Genomic DNA, 15,471 nt, shown 5'->3' with positions numbered 1-15,471 from the left:
TCTTATGTCGAAGATTACCGAAGGCGGCCTGTCGCGCCGCCAGTTCCTGACCGGCTCGGCGCTCACCGCCGGAGCCGTAGCCTCGCTCGGCTTGGCCGGATGTGCCCCAAAAGCGCCGACGGAGGCACCCGCGACCAGCGAGAGCGATCTAGCAGCCACCGGCGCCGACGGCACTACCGTACGCGCCCATGCAGCCCAGTTGAATCCTCAGTCTGATCCGAAACCGGTATCGAACACCACCTGCCCCTCACTGTTTACCGAGTGGAAGATGGGCTCGCTCACCTTGCCCAACCGCGTGGTGAAATCGGCTGCCGGCTATATCGGCGTCACCTCGCAGGGCATCACTGGCGACTTGCACATGCAGCACTACGGGAAGTTGGCCGCCGGCGGCGCGTCAGTGGTCTACTGCGACGACTTCGCCGAGCTGTACGATCACTTCCGCGCTATTCCCGACGTGGGCAAGTTCACCGACTGGACCGACGAGGATCTGACGGCCTTCGCCAACAACATCAAGGAAAACGGCGCGAAGGCAGGCTACCAGCTAGCCACGATGGGCCTCGTGTTCAGCGGCTTCGAGCCCGATCCGACGGCCATCTTCCAATCCTCCGACTGCATGGATATGACCGCCGAGGAGATCAGCAACCTCATTGCCGACACCATTAAGGCGGCAGCCACCCTGAAGCGCTGCGGCTTCGACTGCGTAGAGATCAACGCAGCCGGCGAGAATATCGGCCAGACGTTCATGTCCCGCAATCGCAACAAGCGCGAGGACGATTACGGCCCCCAGACCTTCGAAAGCCGCACGCGCTTCGTCTGCGAGATCGTGCGCGGCATCAAAGCCGAGTGCGGCGAGGACTTCCCCGTGCAAGTGCTCATCAACGGTGTCGAGGAGAACGACAAGGCCATCGGCGACAACGCCTTTTTCACTACCGTTGAAGAGAACAAAGAGATGTGCAAGCTCATCGAAGCCGCCGGTGCCGACTCGCTGCATATCCGCATCGGGCCCTGCGGCCAGCACGTGGCCGAGTTCGCCGGCGACTTGTACTTCTGCGGTACCGGCATCGAGGGAACGACCGGCTATGGTACCCAGTTCGATTTCACGCGCCATTGGCAGGGTATGCTAAAGGCCGATCAGTCGGGCCTCGGCATCATGGTGCCCGTGGCCGCTGAGATTAAGAAAGCCGTGAGCATTCCCGTGGGCGCTGTCACCTACATGGATCCAGCTCGCGATCCCGAGTTCTTCGAGAGCCTCATCGCCTCCGGCGAGCTAGACTTCATCCTGATGAACCGACCGCTGTCGGTGGACTACGATTACCTGCACAAGCTGGAAGAGGGCCGCATCGATGAGATCCGCCCCTGCACCCGGTGCATGCACTGCCATTGGGATGCAGCCGATGACGGCAACCTCACTTTCAGCTGCCGCACCAACGCCGCCCACCCCTTCCGCTTCGTGACCGGCCAGCTCACCGGCAGCTACGATCCCGAGCCAGCCGCCACGGCGAAGAACGTGGTAGTCGTGGGCGCCGGCCCTGCTGGCCTCGAGGCAGCGCGCGTAGCCGCCGAGCGCGGACACTCCGTGACCCTCTACGAGAAGAAGGGCTCCGTGGGTGGCCTTCTGGAATTCGCCAATAACGTGAAGGGCCCCCATGAGAACCTGTCGGTGCTGCGCAGCTACTTCGAGCGCCAAATGGAAGTACTCGGCGTAAACGTGATGCTGAATACCGAGGCCACTGCCGACATCATCGCCGAGGCCTCCCCCGATATCGTAATCGCGGCCACCGGTGGCGTGCGCGACACCTTGGGGCTGTCCGACACGGCCGGCACCAAGGTGGTGGGCATCGACGACTTCATGATGGCCGACATTGCCGAGGAGGTCGTCATCGTTGGCTCGAACGTGCAGGCCATCGACGCCGCCATGTACCTGCTCGCCCAGGGAAAGCACGTGCAAGTGGTCACGCCAAACGCGGCAAGCGCCATCGGAGCAGGTCACTCGTTCTGGGTGAAAACCTTCACCCAACCCAACATGAAGGCCTTGGGCGTACGCTTCTGGCCCGAGGCGACTGTGACCGCCGTGAACGACGGCTCCGTCACTGTGAAAACGGCCACGGGCATCGAGCAGGAAATTGCCTGCGGCACCGTAGTCGAAGCCCTGGACTGCCTGCCGAACGACAGCCTCAGCACGGGACTCTCCTGCGAGGTGGTCACCGTCGGCGACGCGGCGCGCCCCTTCAACATCGGCGAAGCCATCTGCTCCGGCAACGCCGCCGCCCGCGCGATCTAGATTCGACCCAAAAGCTCGGCCGCCTAGACGTCGCACTCAATCTCAGTCCTCCCCTTCAATCGGGGCAGCTCCCCCTCCGAGCTGCCCCGATTTTTATCGCCACCTGTAGCCCGGAGCCACTTTTTGGCACCGCCGCGCGGACTTCCCGACATTTTCCCGGGTCGGGCTGCGGATACTCTGGCAAAAAGCCGTGTCGGGCTGCGGATTCGGAGCAAAAACCCGCAGCCCGACACGGCTTTTTGCCAGGCAGACTGATGACGCAGGGGAATTTCCCCCTTGACGGATTCGATGGGCCTCGGCTACTATGCGCTGTGGGGATACCGCCCGAATTCTCGGACGGACAATGTTTGCAAAAGTCGAACCTCGGGGGCGAGGTTCATCTCTCGCTGCGTGCGAGAGGGAAGACTGCAAGCATTTGTTCAAAGGGCGGATGACATGAAAGACACTTCCTCGTTCCTCGATCTCGCATTAGACGATTCCATGGGTTTCGACCCCCTCGGCGCCTTCGACGACGATGTCGAAGAAGATGCTGAGGAGGTAACCGGGGGCTATCTGGGCACCCCCCACACCGACGTCCCGGCGCCCGTCGTGGATACGCGCCCGGCCCCCGAGCGCATCGCCGACCTGTTCAGCGCTATGGCGCCGCGCCGTCGCACGCTGCTCGGCATGATCACGTTCTGCGCCGCGCCGCAGACCACCGACGCCCTGGATGCCGAGGTGGATCGCCTGCAGACAGACAACTTCTCCGTGTACTCCCCCGCTTCGCTCGCGAACTTGCTCGAGCGCGCCGGGGCCCTCGCCCGCGTGACCGCCGACGGCGAGCCATACCCCGAGGGCGACCCGGAGCCGGTGCTCGTGGAAGTCGACGGCGTGTCCTACTACGAGGCCGGCGAGGCGCCGGAGGTCTGCTGGCTTGCCACTGAGGACGGCGCGGCGTACGCCGAGGCCGACAAGCCCCTCGACCGCCTGACCAACCTGCTTGCCGAGGACGCGAAGTACGCCACGATCTACGAGCGCATTCTCGGCCTTACCGCCCAGGATGCCGGCGCTTCGATGCCGACCATCAACGAGGCCGTGGACAACGACGAGCTGCTGAAGAGCCCCCGTCTGTACGCGCCCCACTTCATCGACAAGCTGGAGAAATGCGATGCCGTGGAATGGCGCGACAAGAGCTGGCGCATTACCGAAGTCGGCCGCGCGGGACAGCGCATCGTGGCCGACCTCGTAGCGGCCCAGGCCGCGCCCGAGCCCGAGGCGCAGGCCGATAAGGGTGCCGAGACCGGCGAGACCACCGCGGACGCCCAGTAGCGCGGCGCCTTCCACCGCTTCCCTTCCGGTAACCAGAGGGCGGTCGAGTACGCCCCTTCGAGAACAGAGGAGATTCCCATGACCGAAACCGACACCATAGCCACTGCCGCCGCAGCAACCCCCGCGACCGAGGAGGCCACCGACCTGGCCGCCCTGGCCGAGCTCACCGCCCAGCGCTCCGCGGTGTACCGCCTGCTCGCCCGCCTCTACCGCGTGGAAGTGGACGAGGAGTTCCTGGCCGAGTTGAAGACCATGCGCTTCCCGGCCGCCACGGGCAACACCGCCGTGGACACCGGCTACCGCACCATCGCCACCTACCTGTCCGGGGCCGACGCCCACGCCATTACCGACCTGGCCGTCGATTACGTGCGGGCCTTCATCGGCCACGGCATCGACGCCTATTCCGCCGCCTACCCCTTCGAGTCGGTGTACACCAGCCCCAAGCGCCTCATGATGCAGGAGGCCCGCGATGAGGTGCTGGCCGTGTACCGCAGCGAGGGCCTCGACAAGCTGCCCACCTGGAAGGAGGCCGAGGACCACATCGCCTTGGAGCTGGAGTTCATGGCGGCCCTCGGCGACCGCATCGTGGCGGCGGCCGAGGCCGACGACGAGGCCGAGGTGGAGCGCCTGCTGGCCACCCAGCGCAACTTCCTGGCCGATCACCTGTCCAGCTGGGTGCCGCTCATGACCGCCGATCTGCGACGCTTCGCGCAGTGCGGCCTCTACCAGGGCCTCGCGAGTCTCACCGACGGCTTTCTGCAGGTGGAAGAGGAGTTCTTCGACGAGATTTTCGAGGATGGGGACGAGGACGGCGAATAAGCCCCATCACGGGGAAGGGCCCTGGGTCCTTCCCGCCAACTGCGTACTGCAACCCAAGGGCGAATGAGAGAGGAAGAGAAGACCATGGCTGAGAACGACGAGAAGGCCGCCGAGGCCGCCCCGAAGAAGGACGGGCGGCCGGTCATCACGCGCCGGGCGCTCTGCGTGGGGCTCGGCGGCACGGCGGCGCTGGTAGGGCTGGGGGCTGTGCGCTACGCCGGCAGCGCTCCGCTGGTGCGCCCGCCCGGAGGCCAGGACGAGGACGCCCTCGTGTCGGCGTGCATCCGCTGCGAGAAGTGCTACGAGGTGTGCCCCCGCGGCGTCATCGCCCCGGCGCACTTGGAGGACGGTCTGCTGAACATGCGCACCCCCGTCATGGATTTCAGCGCGAACTGGTGCGACTGGTGCACTGAGGAGAACGGCGGCGAGCCCTTGTGCGTGGCGTCGTGCCCCACCGAGGCGCTGAAACCGGGAAGCACCCCCGAGACCGGCGTGCTGGGCCTGGCCGAGCTGAACCAGGACCTGTGTCTGGCCTACCGCCTCATCGGCTGCCGCTTCTGCTACGACGCCTGCGAGTACGAGGCCATGGCGCTGGACGAGAACAACCGCCCCTACGTGCTGAACGACGCGTGCAACGGCTGCGGCGCCTGCGAGAGCGTGTGCGTCTCGTTGCAGAACGGCTCCATTTCCGCCGGGGCCACCGAGCGCGCCATCGTCGTCCGTCCCCTCGAAGCCTAAAGGAGGCCAGCGCTGTGAATACCAAGCGACTCCGCACTATCATTCCCCTCGCGGTCATCGCCGTGGTGGCCGTGGGATTCGCCACCCACGTGGGCGTGGGCACCCTGTCGGCCATCGGCTGGCAGGACATCTCGCTGCTCTGCCCCCTGGGGGCGCTTATGACCATGATCGCCACCAAGACCATGATTCCCCGGGCGGTCATTTCGGTGGTCATCGCCATCGCCCTCATCCTGCTGTTCGCCCGGGCCTTCTGCGGTTGGGTGTGCCCCGTGCCCGTGGTGTCGAAGATCCGCGGCATCTTCTCGAAGAAGACCTCAAACACCGACATGACCGGCACCGGCGTGCTGCCCGCCAGCGAGAACCCGCTGGTGAAGGCCGCCGTGGCCGACGGCGCCGGGGCGGGGACCGAAGCCGCGGCCGAGCCCGCGCCGCTTTCCGCCGACGAGCAGGCGGCCTTGAAGGGTTGCGGCTCGAAGGCCGGTTGCTCCTCCTGCGCCGAGAAGCGGGCCGCGCTGGACTCGCGCCACGTCATCCTCGGCGGCTCGCTGCTGTCGGCGGCCGTGTTCGGGTTCCCCGTGTTCTGCCTCATCTGCCCCATCGGCCTCACCTTCGCCACCATCGTGCTGGTCATGCGCCTGTTCGCCTTCGGCGACGTGGCCTGGGGCGTTATCCTCGTGCCGGCGCTGCTTTTGGCCGAGGTGGTGTTCTTCCGCAAGTGGTGCAGCACCTTCTGCCCCATCAGCGCCCTCATGAGCCTCATCGGCAAGGCGAACCGTACTTTCGTGCCACAGGTGAACGACGCGAAGTGCCGCGAGACCGTGGAGGGCGCCTCCTGCGAGGTGTGCGCCGCCGTGTGCCCCCAGGGCATCAACGTGCGCCATCCCGAGGCCGGTATGAGCTTCAGCGAGTGCACCAAGTGCCGCGCCTGCGTGGAGGCCTGCCCCACCCAGGCCATCAAGATGCCCTTCCTGCCCCAGAAGGTGCAGGGCGCATCCACCGTGGTCGTGGAGGACGAGGACGCGGTGACGGCTTCGTAGAACCCGCGCGGATCGGGCGTTGCGACCGGGAACGCGCCCGGGCCGCAGGGCCCAGGGCCGCCCGGGCAAGGGAGGCGGAAGGCGCCGCCCCCCTTGCCCCGAGCCGTAGGGAAAGGGCTCTGCCCTTGCCGCCGACAAAGGCAACCCACGGGAAAGACCGTTTCAGCGGTCTTTCCCCGGCAGGGAGTATTCGGTACTCTTTGCCGGGGAAAGACACGACGGGCGCGGGGGCTTCTCCGCGCCGACGGAAGAGAGGAAGGCTATGGCTATCGAACTGACCCCGACCCCCGAAGCCGTGCTGGTGGAGGGCGCCGTCGGTTGCGGGAAGACCACGCGCCTGGTGGAACGGGCGGCGGCGCTGCTGGAAGGCGGCGCGGCCCCGAGCGATCTGCTGGTGTTGGCGGCCACGCCCGATGCGGCCCGCATGCTGGCGGCGCGTCTGGAGGCGGCCTGCGGCGCGGCCGTGGAAGCGACCTGCGTGCGCGAAGTGGCCCTGGGGCTGCTTGCCACCGAGGGAGGCCGCGCGTTCAGCGACCGGGCCGGGCGCCTCGTCACCCCGGTGGAGATGGGTTTCATCATGGAGGACATGAAGACCTGCGGCCTGAAGAACCGCCGCCTCAAGGAGATGCTGAAGTTCTTCTACCGCAGCTGGACCGAGCTGGTGGAGGACGCCGACGGCAACGCCGACTGGCTGCTGGCCGGCGAGGAGGCCGACGTGCACGGGCTGCTGAAGGGCATCCTCGATTTCACCGGCGGCATTCTGGAACCGGAGCTGTCCGCCCTGGCCGTGCGCTACCTGCTGGCCGACGGCGAGGCGCTGGCCGGCGCCCAGCGGGCCCACGTGCTCGTGGACGACTACCAGATGCTCTCCCGCGCCTCCCAACATGTGGCGAACCTGCTGGCCCGCGACTCCATCGCCGTGGCCGCCGATCCCGCGGCCGTGGTGGAGGTCTTCGATTCCTACCCCTATGGTGAGGGCGTGGGCGAGTTCACCCAGGCCAACGCCGATTGCGAGCGCATCGTGCTGACCGAGAGCCATGCCTGCGGGGCCGCCGCCCACGCGGCGAGCCGCCTGCGCGAGGACGCGGCCCCCGGTGCCCCGGAGATCACCGGGGTCGGCGACGCCCCGGCGACGGACTCCTTCACTGCCCGGGAGAGCGCCGACCCCGCCGCCGAGGTGGCCGCCGTGGCCGAGGCCGTGGAAGCGGCCCTGGGTGCGGGCTGCGCCCCCGAGGACGTGTACGTGCTCACCTTCCATCCCGCCTGGATGCGCCAGGTCCTGCGGGCCCTGGCCGCGCGGGACATTGCCGCCGCCGCGCCCGTGGAGGGACGGCTTTCCGTGGGCGACTACCGCGACCTTGACCGCTGCGCCCCGGCGCGGCTGCTGGCGGCCCTGGACCTGGCAGCCGACCCCGCCAACGCTCTGGCCTGGCGCTCCTGGTGCGGCTTCGGCGACTATCTGGCCAACAGCGCCGCCTTCGCCGATATGCGGGCCGGGGCCGCCGCCGAGGGCGCGGGCCTCGTGGCGCTGCTGGAGGAGGCGTCGGCCGCCGCGCCCGCCGAGGGCTTCCCGAACACGGGCATCGGCCGCATCGTGGACGCCTACCGCGCCGGGCGCGAGCTCGTCGCCTCGGTGCAGGGCCTGGAAGGTGACGGGCTGCTGGACGCCCTCGCGGCCGGCCTCGGCCTGGAAGGCGACGGGGCGGCGCGGGCGCGGGCCCTCGTCGGTGCCCTCACGGCCCCGGCCCCCGGCGAGGAGGGCGGCACCGATGCCGCGACCCTGAGCCGCCGGGCGCGGCGGGCCCTGGGCGGCGCGGCCTTCGGCGACACCGCGGGCCGGGTGCTCGTGGGCGCCCCCGAGCACCTCGTCGGCCGCTCGCCGGCCGTGCTCGTGCTGGCCGGCTTCGTGAACGGCTTCTTCCCCAGCCGCGACTACTTCGACGCCACGGTCATGACCCCGGACAAGCAGAAGCTCGCCCGGGCCACCGACATCCGCCGCCTCTACGCCGCCGCGGGCAAGCCCACCGAGCGCCTCGTCGCCAGCTGGTTCACCTCCATCGACCTGGTGGGGGCCGAACAGCTCAAGCTGGAGATCGGCCGCGTGCGCCTGCGCCGCGGCGAGCGCATCGCCACCACGAGCCCGAGCATCTACTTGAAGGAGATCGAGCCCACCGAAGACCAATCCGCGTAAGCGACGCGGCCGCCCCGCCTTCCCCCTCCCGCTGCGTCTTTCCCACGCGGCCTGGGGCGGCCGCCCTCGCCGTCACACGTCGGTCCCGGCACTCATTCGCCCGCCGGGACCGGCACCCGCACCATCCGGGACGCCCCCGCCGCGAAGTGAGACACCCTACCGGATAACGCGTCTCACTTCGCCGGATGCGGAGCCCACTTTTCCAAAGCCAGTGGGACACCTTACCCGGTAGGGTGTCCCATCCGCCAGAAAGCCCCCGCTGGGAGAGATTCGCGTTGCAAGGGATTTGGGGAACGCGAGCCTCTCCCACCGGGGGCTTTTGCGTGGTGCCGCGCTTGCGCTCCCATCTTCTCTCATATAAACTGATACTCAAAATTTTTAATTGCTACAAAAGGGTATCATATGGAAGAAAGTGATCTCATCAATCAGTTGAGAGACATCGTCGGAAACGAGGCCATCGCCCCTGACGTGGATTTTGACCATGCCGCCCTGCGCGACAAGCTACCTCTCGCCACGTGCGCGCTTTTCTCGTTCGATTCGGTTCTGCTCTTCGGAAATCGCACGCTGTTCGTCCGCCCTACCGCTTCCATCAAACCTGAGATCCTCCTCTCTCAGAGCGAGCTTATATCGTCGGCACTTCAGGCACCTGTGGTGTGCCATCTCGACACCATAACTCCCTACCTGAGAAAACGCCTCATTGCAGCTCGTGCGCCGTTCCTAACGCAGGCGGGAGAGTTCTACCTTCCCGGACTGCTTCGCACGATACCATCGCCCGCGACAAAGCCGCGCCCCCTCGACACTGAGCTGACCGCCATGGGGAAAACCGCGTTCCTGCACTTTCTCTACTACGGGGGAACCCCCTCGACCATCAAGGACGTGTGCGCTCGCACCGGCCTATCGCGAGGGGGAGCCCAGCGGGCCTGCGAGGAACTTCTCCGCCACGGGCTGCTGCAGCGAAGGACAGGAGGCCCCACCAACCGCACCGCCTACTACACCGTCGCCGACCCTGCCGCATACTTTGAAAAAGGCTGGCGGCTCTTTGGCCGAACTGTCAAGAAGACACTGTCTTTGCCCCGCGACGCCGTTCCAGAGGATGCGTTCCGAAGCGGCCTTTCCGCCCTCGCCGCTCGCACTCTTCTCATGGCACCGCAGACGTCTGTTTTTGCGATAGGCCCCAAACAAGCCGCGAATCTCACGCCCTTAGCCGTCGAAGAGGGCGATCCAGCAGTTATAATCCAAGTCCTTGCCTTTGATCCAGCTCCCTTCGCCCAAGACGAAGCCGTTGACCCCTTCACCATGCTGAAGACCATCGACCGCCGCGACGAACGCATTGACATGGCGGTAGACGAAATCAAGGAGGCCGAAGGATGGCCCATCTAGAAGACGCCATTCCCGGCTTGGCAGAGTTCACGCGCTGGTTCGCCGAAGATGCGACGCGCTACGTTGTTATCGGCGGTGTGGCGCGGGAGATGATCTACCGCGAAGCGGGGCTCTGGGAAGAATCGGGCACCAAGGACTTCGATATGGTGCTCATCGCGGAGGCGCTCGATGCCCCATTCGTCGCGAAATTCATCCAGTTCGTTCGGGAAGCCCACTACACCCACGTCACCAAGAGCGGGGATGCGCAGATGTTCCGCTTCTGCCGTCCGGCGAGTTCAGCTTACCCCCATCAGATAGAACTGCTCAGTCGCCGACCCGACTACCTGGAAGGCATCGAGGCCCGTATCGGAAAGGTTCCCGTAGAAAACGCCGCCTACAGTCTGTCCGCCATTTTGCTGGATGAGGCCTACTACGGGCTTCTCGCCTCGAAGGAGGCCGTCACGCACCGCTACGGCTTCCCCACCCTTTCCCACGAGTATTTGCCCCTCTTCAAAATGAAGGCGTATCTCAATCTTCGAGAAGCCCGAGCCAACGGAGAGCCCGTACGTTCGGGGGAAATCGGAAAGCACCGACGCGATATCTTCCGCCTGTGCTCGCTTTTGCCACCGACAATTCGTGTGGAGTTACCAGGGGCATTGCGAACGGATGTGAAGGAGTTCGTGGAGATCGTCGAATGTCCCCCGCATTTCATGAAGGACATCGGCCTGGCTGCCTATGCCCCAGAAGAAGTGAAGGAAATTATCATCCGCACATATCTGTAGGTGTCATCTCAATCTTCATCGGCTATTCCATGCATCCGTAAGAGGCAGAAAGCCCCCGGTGGGGGCGGTTCGCGTTTGCAAGGGGTTTGGGGATGCGAACCCGCCCTCATCGGGGGCTTTCGTTGTCTCAGGATGGCCCTGAGAAAAATCGAGCCTAGTACAGCATGAACACGCTGGCGCCCAGCTCGTAGAAGACGACGCGCATGCAGATGGCGCCGATGACGGCGGCGATCACGGCCACGGCCATCCACAGCTCGGCCCGGGAGGCCACGGCGGTGCCGTCGGCGGCCGGGGTGGCACCGGAGCGCTTCTCCAGCAGGGCCGCGATGAGGGGCACCACGGCGCCCACCAGGATGACGCCGATCCACATGAGCGGCGCCAGCTCACCGGTGAACACATTGCCCACGGCCGTCACGTCCACCAAAGGCGCGGTGGGCATGGTGGGGTCGGAATAGTAGCCCACCGTAGTGAACGAGCCCTCCAAAAACTGGAGCGTCACGGCATAGACGATGGTGGTCACCGCGTTCACGGCCGCGCCGATCAGGGCCACCGTGGCCGCCAGCCGCACCGGCTCCTTCACGATGGCGCACACGAGGGCCACCGTGGCCGGCCCCAGCACACAGGCGTTGCCGAGCACGTAGAAGATCCACAGCACCGAGTCCCACGCGGGACGGGCGCTCATCATGTAGGAGTGGGCCATCACCACCACGAGCACGGCCGCCAGCGCGATGGAGAGCACAGCCAGCCACGCCGGCACCTTCCCCTCGTCGCGGCGCAGGTACACCAGGTACACGATGGCCGCCACGGCCAGCACCACGATGGCGATGAGCTCCTGGGTGATGCCGCTGGTCAAATGTCCGAAGCCGTTGAAGATGCGTTCGAAGTGCTCCAGATGGAAGAACACCGCGATGCCGCCGGCCGCCAGCAGCACGGCCGCGGTGATCCAGCAGGACAGCTGGGCCTTGGGGGCCTCACCGCGCAGGGCCAGCACTGCCTGGGTGCCGAACACGCCGGCCGACCAGGCCACCAGGGTAGTGAACAGAATCAAAGGCCATTGCAGTTCCATAATCAAAATCCTCTCTCCTAGGTTCCCCCGGAAAATCGGCAGAAGAGCAGGGCGCCCTGGGAGGCAAGACGCCCTGCCGAAGCGATGCTACTCGCCGCCCTGCCAGGTCTCGCGGCGCAGGATGTACACGAAGCTGGGCTTGTTGCCCACGTCGGGCAGATGGTGGATCTCGGCATCGGTGTAGGGCTTCACCGGGTATTCCGGGCCCTCGCCGGTGCACTCGCCCAGGGTCACCCGAGCCGCCGCGCAGCCATCGTAGGACTTGTCGCCGCTTTTCACCGGCGCCCCCGGGGCCACGAAGCTCTCGAGCCCCTGCTCCAAATCGCCGAAGAACCGCGCCCGGCCGCCGCACTGGGCCACGCACTGGGGCAGCTCGTCCTGGGCGATCTTCTGCTCGCACAGGGTGCACTTCTCCACCACACGTTCGGTCTCGTTCAGGTAGCGCACACCGTAGGGGCAGCTCATGGCGCAGAACTGGCAGCCGATGCACTTCTCCTTGTCCACCTGCACCGTGCCGTCGGCCAGCTTATGGGAGGCGCCCGTGGGGCACACCTTCACGCATTCCGGATCTTCGCAGTGCTGGCACTGCATGGTGAGGAAGTACGTGTACACGTCGGGCCACTGGCCGCCTTCCTGGCGCGGGTTCGGGCCGATGCGCAGCACCTTGTTCCAGTAGGAGCCCACCGGCACGTCGTTGGTTACCTTGCACGAGATGGAACAGGCCAAACAGCCCACGCACTTGTTCACATCCGTGAGAATCGCGTACTGGGTCATTATGCCTCACCCCTTTCGGAAGCGTAGTCGGGCAGCCACTCCTTCAGGCGCGGGTCGTCGCAGGTATGGATGATCTCCGTGCCGTCGTCGCCGCAGGGCACGGGGTTGCCGAAGGGCGAGTTCTCGGGCGTGGCCTTGTACACCTTCACGCCGTAGGCGCGCAAGTTGGACGAGCCGCAGATGCGGTCCTGGGCATGGCGGTCGATGAGGCAGTTCACGCCGGACAGCATGAAGCCATGGTCGGGCTGCTTCAGCTCCGGGTACCACCACTGGTGCTCGGCGTTCACCACGCCGGGCTCGATGCCGTAGTACAGGTCCACCACTTCGCGGATCTTGTGCTGGTCGGTCTCGATCCACACCCAGTCGCCCTGGGTCACGCCGATGCGCTCGGCGTCCACCGGGTTCATCTCCAGGCGCGGCACGGGCCACAGCTCGCGGCACCAGGGCAGCTGCCGGTGCTCGGAATGGAAGTAGGTGCCCTGGCGGCGTCCCGTGGTCATGAGGAAGGAGTTCTCGTCGGCGAACAGGTCGGGGTCGGCCACCGGCCCGTGAGGCGCCTCCACGAACAGGGGAAACATCTCCTTGTCGGAGAACTGCTCGGTGTCGGAGTAGGGCAAATTCGGGCGCACGCCGTCATTGCCGGCGCCGTTCACAAGCCACGACTCCAAAAGCAGCGACCAGATCTCCTGCTTGTGGGTGGTGGTGTTCCAGCCCTGGTGCTGGGCCTCGGGGGGCAGCGGCGGGAAGTCGCCGTTCACGGCGTTGGTGCCCACCTGGTAGCGACGGTAGGTGCCCCAGGCCTCGGGCTTCTCGACCTTGGAATCGAACCAGCCGTTCTTCTGGAACTCCGCTTTGTAATCGTCCCAATCGGGAATGCGGAAGCCGGCCAGGCCCACCTCGTTGCAGTGCTTCACGGCCTCGTCGCCGGTGAACCACTTCGCGCCGTGCTTGGCCTCGTCGAAGTAGGGCACGCCGGCGGCCTGGTACAGGCCCACGACGATCTCCAAGTCGTTTTTGGCCTCGCCGGGCGGGTCGATGGCCTTCACCGTGGCGCCGAAGGCGCCGGAAGAGCCCTGGGACTTGCGGATGCAGTCCAGCTCCATCCAGTGGGCGGCGGGCATGGCGATGTCGGCGATCATGTCCACGCAGGGGGTGTGCCACAGATCGATGGAGCACCAGAAATCGAGCTTCTTCAGCTGCTCGGCGGCGTTGATGGAGTTCGACTGGTTCATGAAGTCGCCGGTCTGGCCGATGCCGCAGGTGACGTTGTAGGGGGTGCCGGTCTCGATGGCGTCGTAGATGCTCGTGGCGTCGGCCCAACCGGGGCCGCGATCCGACCCGATCATGGGAAACTCGATGGAGCCCAGGATCTTGCTGGAATCGTAGGGCGGGATTTCCGGGGAATCGGGATTGCACATGCCCAGGTCGAAGAAGGGCCAGCCGGGGGTGGAGCCGCGCATGCCGCCGGGAATATCCATGTTGCCGGTAATGCCGCACACGAGGTCGCAGGCGCGCTGGTTCTGCACGGAGTTGCAGGCATGCTCGGGGGCCAGCATGTACTGGATGCCGCCGTTGCCGTAGCCCGTGGAGGGGTCCACGCGCGTGGCATAGGTGATGGCCGCTTCCTTCAGCACCTCCGGGTCAACGCCGGTGATCTCGCTGGCCTTCTCCGGGGTGTAGTCGGCGAGGAAGTCGATGTAGTGCTCCCACACCGTGCGCACGTGCACCTTGGTGCCGTCCTTGAGCGTCACCTCGCGGCCGCCCTCTTCCGTGTGCAGCGCCGGCCAGAGACCGTCAGGGAAGGGCACGTAGTCCAGCACGAAGCCCTGGGTCTGACCCGTGGCGTCCAGGCCGGGCTGATTCGCCTCGCGACCTTCCGTGGCCGGCTTCCAGTCCTCCCCTTCCCAGCCGGGGTTGGCAGCCGTGGCGTCGTACCAGGACAGCTCGCCGTTCTTCTCGTTGATGACCATGAAGCGGCCGTCGGAGCCGCCCTCTTTCAGGTCGGATTCCTTCAGAATGCGCGTGACGATGTTCGCCGACTGCTGGGCGGAGCTCGTGGGCGTGGGCTTGAAGCTCTCCTCCTGCACCACCAGCATGGGAGCGTTCATCCACTTGCGCACGTACAGATCGTCGTACAGCTCGTTCTCGATGATGACCTGGGCCCAGCAGTTGGCCACGGCGCCGTCGGTGCCGGGTCGCAGGTTCACCCAGATGTCCGCCTCCTTGCCGAGGTTCGTCTGGCGCGGGTCCACGATGATGTGCTTGTCGGCGCGGGTGGCCACGTCCACCGTGGTACGGCAGCTGTCGTCGTAGTTGGAGAGCTCGGAAGCGCCGCCCCACTGCACGAACACGCGCGGGCGGCCCACCACTTCCATCCAGCTGTAGGCGTTGGAGGCGTCGATGGCCGTGGCGTAGAAGCGCGGCCCCTTGCAAATCTCGTTGGCCTGAATGCCGTTGGGGCTGCCGAACAGCTGCTTGAAGGCGCCGTAGGGGGCCATGGACCAAATACGCGACGTGCCGCCCATAAAGATGCAGGTTTCCTTGCCGTACTTGTCCTGGTTGGCATGGATGGCGTCCACCGTGGTCTTGTAGGCCTCGTCCCAGCTGATGCGCTGCCACTGGGGGTCTTCGCCCTTCGGGGTGGTGCGCTTCAGCGGATAGCGGAGCCGGTCGGGGTGGTAGGCCGCCTGCAGTGACGCCTGGCCCTTGGCGCAGTGGTTGCCCGCCGACTGGAAGGCGCTCTCGTCGCCCTCGCTCTTGATGACGCGACCGTCCTGCACCGTCACCCACACACCGCATTCCATCTTGCCGCAGCCGCGGCAGGCGGAACGGATGCGCTTGACCTCGTTGCCCTTCTCGGGGCCGGCGTCGGTCTCGGCGAGGGCCGTGCCGGTCGCGCCGGCGCCCAGGCCCGCGGCCGCCGCCGTGGCCGCCGCCACTTTCGCGAAGGTGCGGCGCGTCATGGTCAATGAAGCCATGGTTCTCCTCCTCTCGAATGAGTCTGACCCTTCATCAGACACTGCACGACCCTACCGCGCCCGCCCCGGCCGCACCATCGGGCTGGGAGCGCGTTTTTGGCGAAAATGCAACAAATGAGAAAAACATGCTGGTAGCAC

Annotated in this window: 11 protein-coding genes; 8 read left to right on the top strand and 3 right to left on the bottom strand. The window is 66.2% G+C overall.

Annotated elements, in window-relative coordinates; all coding sequences use genetic code 11:
* Positions 1-4: 4 nt before the first annotated feature.
* The 8 genes from NE591_RS01205 to NE591_RS01170 all read left to right on the top strand — a co-directional run bounded on the left by NE591_RS01205 (position 5) and on the right by NE591_RS01170 (position 10,515).
* Entirely contained in the window at positions 5-2,281 is a 2,277-nt protein-coding gene (locus NE591_RS01205; RefSeq protein ID WP_173114344.1) for an FAD-dependent oxidoreductase, read from the top strand.
* Positions 2,282-2,716: 435 nt separating this feature from the next.
* A complete protein-coding gene (locus tag NE591_RS01200) occupies positions 2,717-3,589 on the top strand; it encodes a hypothetical protein (RefSeq protein ID WP_114539485.1) in 873 nt (290 codons plus the stop codon).
* Positions 3,590-3,667: 78 nt separating this feature from the next.
* Positions 3,668-4,408, top strand: a complete 741-nt coding sequence (locus tag NE591_RS01195; protein WP_114539486.1) for a molecular chaperone — start codon at positions 3,668-3,670, stop codon at positions 4,406-4,408.
* Positions 4,409-4,492: 84 nt separating this feature from the next.
* Positions 4,493-5,146 carry a 4Fe-4S dicluster domain-containing protein gene (locus NE591_RS01190; RefSeq protein ID WP_114539487.1) on the top strand — a complete coding sequence of 218 codons (654 nt, stop codon included), beginning with the start codon at positions 4,493-4,495 and terminating at the stop codon, positions 5,144-5,146.
* A 14-nt stretch (positions 5,147-5,160) separates the two neighbouring features.
* Positions 5,161-6,183, top strand: a complete 1,023-nt coding sequence (locus tag NE591_RS01185; RefSeq protein ID WP_114539488.1) for a 4Fe-4S binding protein — start codon at positions 5,161-5,163, stop codon at positions 6,181-6,183.
* A gap of 262 nt (positions 6,184-6,445) precedes the next feature.
* Entirely contained in the window at positions 6,446-8,374 is a 1,929-nt protein-coding gene (locus NE591_RS01180) for a UvrD-helicase domain-containing protein (RefSeq protein ID WP_114539489.1), read from the top strand.
* A 402-nt stretch (positions 8,375-8,776) separates the two neighbouring features.
* A complete protein-coding gene (locus NE591_RS01175; RefSeq protein WP_114539490.1) occupies positions 8,777-9,754 on the top strand; it encodes a helix-turn-helix domain-containing protein in 978 nt (325 codons plus the stop codon).
* A complete protein-coding gene (locus NE591_RS01170) occupies positions 9,742-10,515 on the top strand; it encodes a hypothetical protein (protein ID WP_114539491.1) in 774 nt (257 codons plus the stop codon). The genes NE591_RS01175 and NE591_RS01170 overlap by 13 nt, the downstream gene beginning before the upstream one ends.
* A 154-nt stretch (positions 10,516-10,669) precedes the next feature.
* Here the strand turns inward: NE591_RS01170 and NE591_RS01165 are convergent, their stop codons facing one another.
* From NE591_RS01165 to NE591_RS01155, 3 genes are all read right to left on the bottom strand, one after another.
* Positions 10,670-11,581, bottom strand: a complete 912-nt coding sequence (locus NE591_RS01165; protein ID WP_114539492.1) for a hypothetical protein — start codon at positions 11,579-11,581, stop codon at positions 10,670-10,672.
* 87 nt (positions 11,582-11,668) lie between these two features.
* Positions 11,669-12,355, bottom strand: a complete 687-nt coding sequence (locus NE591_RS01160; protein ID WP_114539493.1) for a 4Fe-4S dicluster domain-containing protein — start codon at positions 12,353-12,355, stop codon at positions 11,669-11,671.
* Positions 12,355-15,333, bottom strand: a complete 2,979-nt coding sequence (locus NE591_RS01155; protein WP_114539494.1) for a molybdopterin-dependent oxidoreductase — start codon at positions 15,331-15,333, stop codon at positions 12,355-12,357. The genes NE591_RS01160 and NE591_RS01155 overlap by 1 nt, the downstream gene beginning before the upstream one ends.
* Positions 15,334-15,471 lie beyond the last annotated feature (138 nt).

This window comes from Adlercreutzia sp. DFI.6.23, assembly GCF_024462535.1.
Lineage (GTDB): Bacteria > Actinomycetota > Coriobacteriia > Coriobacteriales > Eggerthellaceae > Adlercreutzia > Adlercreutzia rubneri.
Note: the sequence above shows the minus strand (reverse complement) of the source record. Positions and strands in the feature narration are given on the sequence as shown.

What these genes read in the sequence shown, in the direction of transcription:
- NE591_RS01205 (WP_173114344.1), top strand. Translation starts at nt 5, where the DNA reads ATGTCGAAGATTACCGAAGGCGGCCTGTCGCGCCGCCAGTTCCTGACC.
- NE591_RS01200 (WP_114539485.1), top strand. Translation starts at nt 2,717, where the DNA reads ATGAAAGACACTTCCTCGTTCCTCGATCTCGCATTAGACGATTCCATG.
- NE591_RS01195 (WP_114539486.1), top strand. Translation starts at nt 3,668, where the DNA reads ATGACCGAAACCGACACCATAGCCACTGCCGCCGCAGCAACCCCCGCG.
- NE591_RS01190 (WP_114539487.1), top strand. Translation starts at nt 4,493, where the DNA reads ATGGCTGAGAACGACGAGAAGGCCGCCGAGGCCGCCCCGAAGAAGGAC.
- NE591_RS01180 (WP_114539489.1), top strand. Translation starts at nt 6,446, where the DNA reads ATGGCTATCGAACTGACCCCGACCCCCGAAGCCGTGCTGGTGGAGGGC.
- NE591_RS01175 (WP_114539490.1), top strand. Translation starts at nt 8,777, where the DNA reads ATGGAAGAAAGTGATCTCATCAATCAGTTGAGAGACATCGTCGGAAAC.
- NE591_RS01170 (WP_114539491.1), top strand. Translation starts at nt 9,742, where the DNA reads ATGGCCCATCTAGAAGACGCCATTCCCGGCTTGGCAGAGTTCACGCGC.
- NE591_RS01165 (WP_114539492.1), bottom strand. Translation starts at nt 11,581, where the DNA reads ATGGAACTGCAATGGCCTTTGATTCTGTTCACTACCCTGGTGGCCTGG.
- NE591_RS01160 (WP_114539493.1), bottom strand. Translation starts at nt 12,355, where the DNA reads ATGACCCAGTACGCGATTCTCACGGATGTGAACAAGTGCGTGGGCTGT.
- NE591_RS01155 (WP_114539494.1), bottom strand. Translation starts at nt 15,333, where the DNA reads ATGGCTTCATTGACCATGACGCGCCGCACCTTCGCGAAAGTGGCGGCG.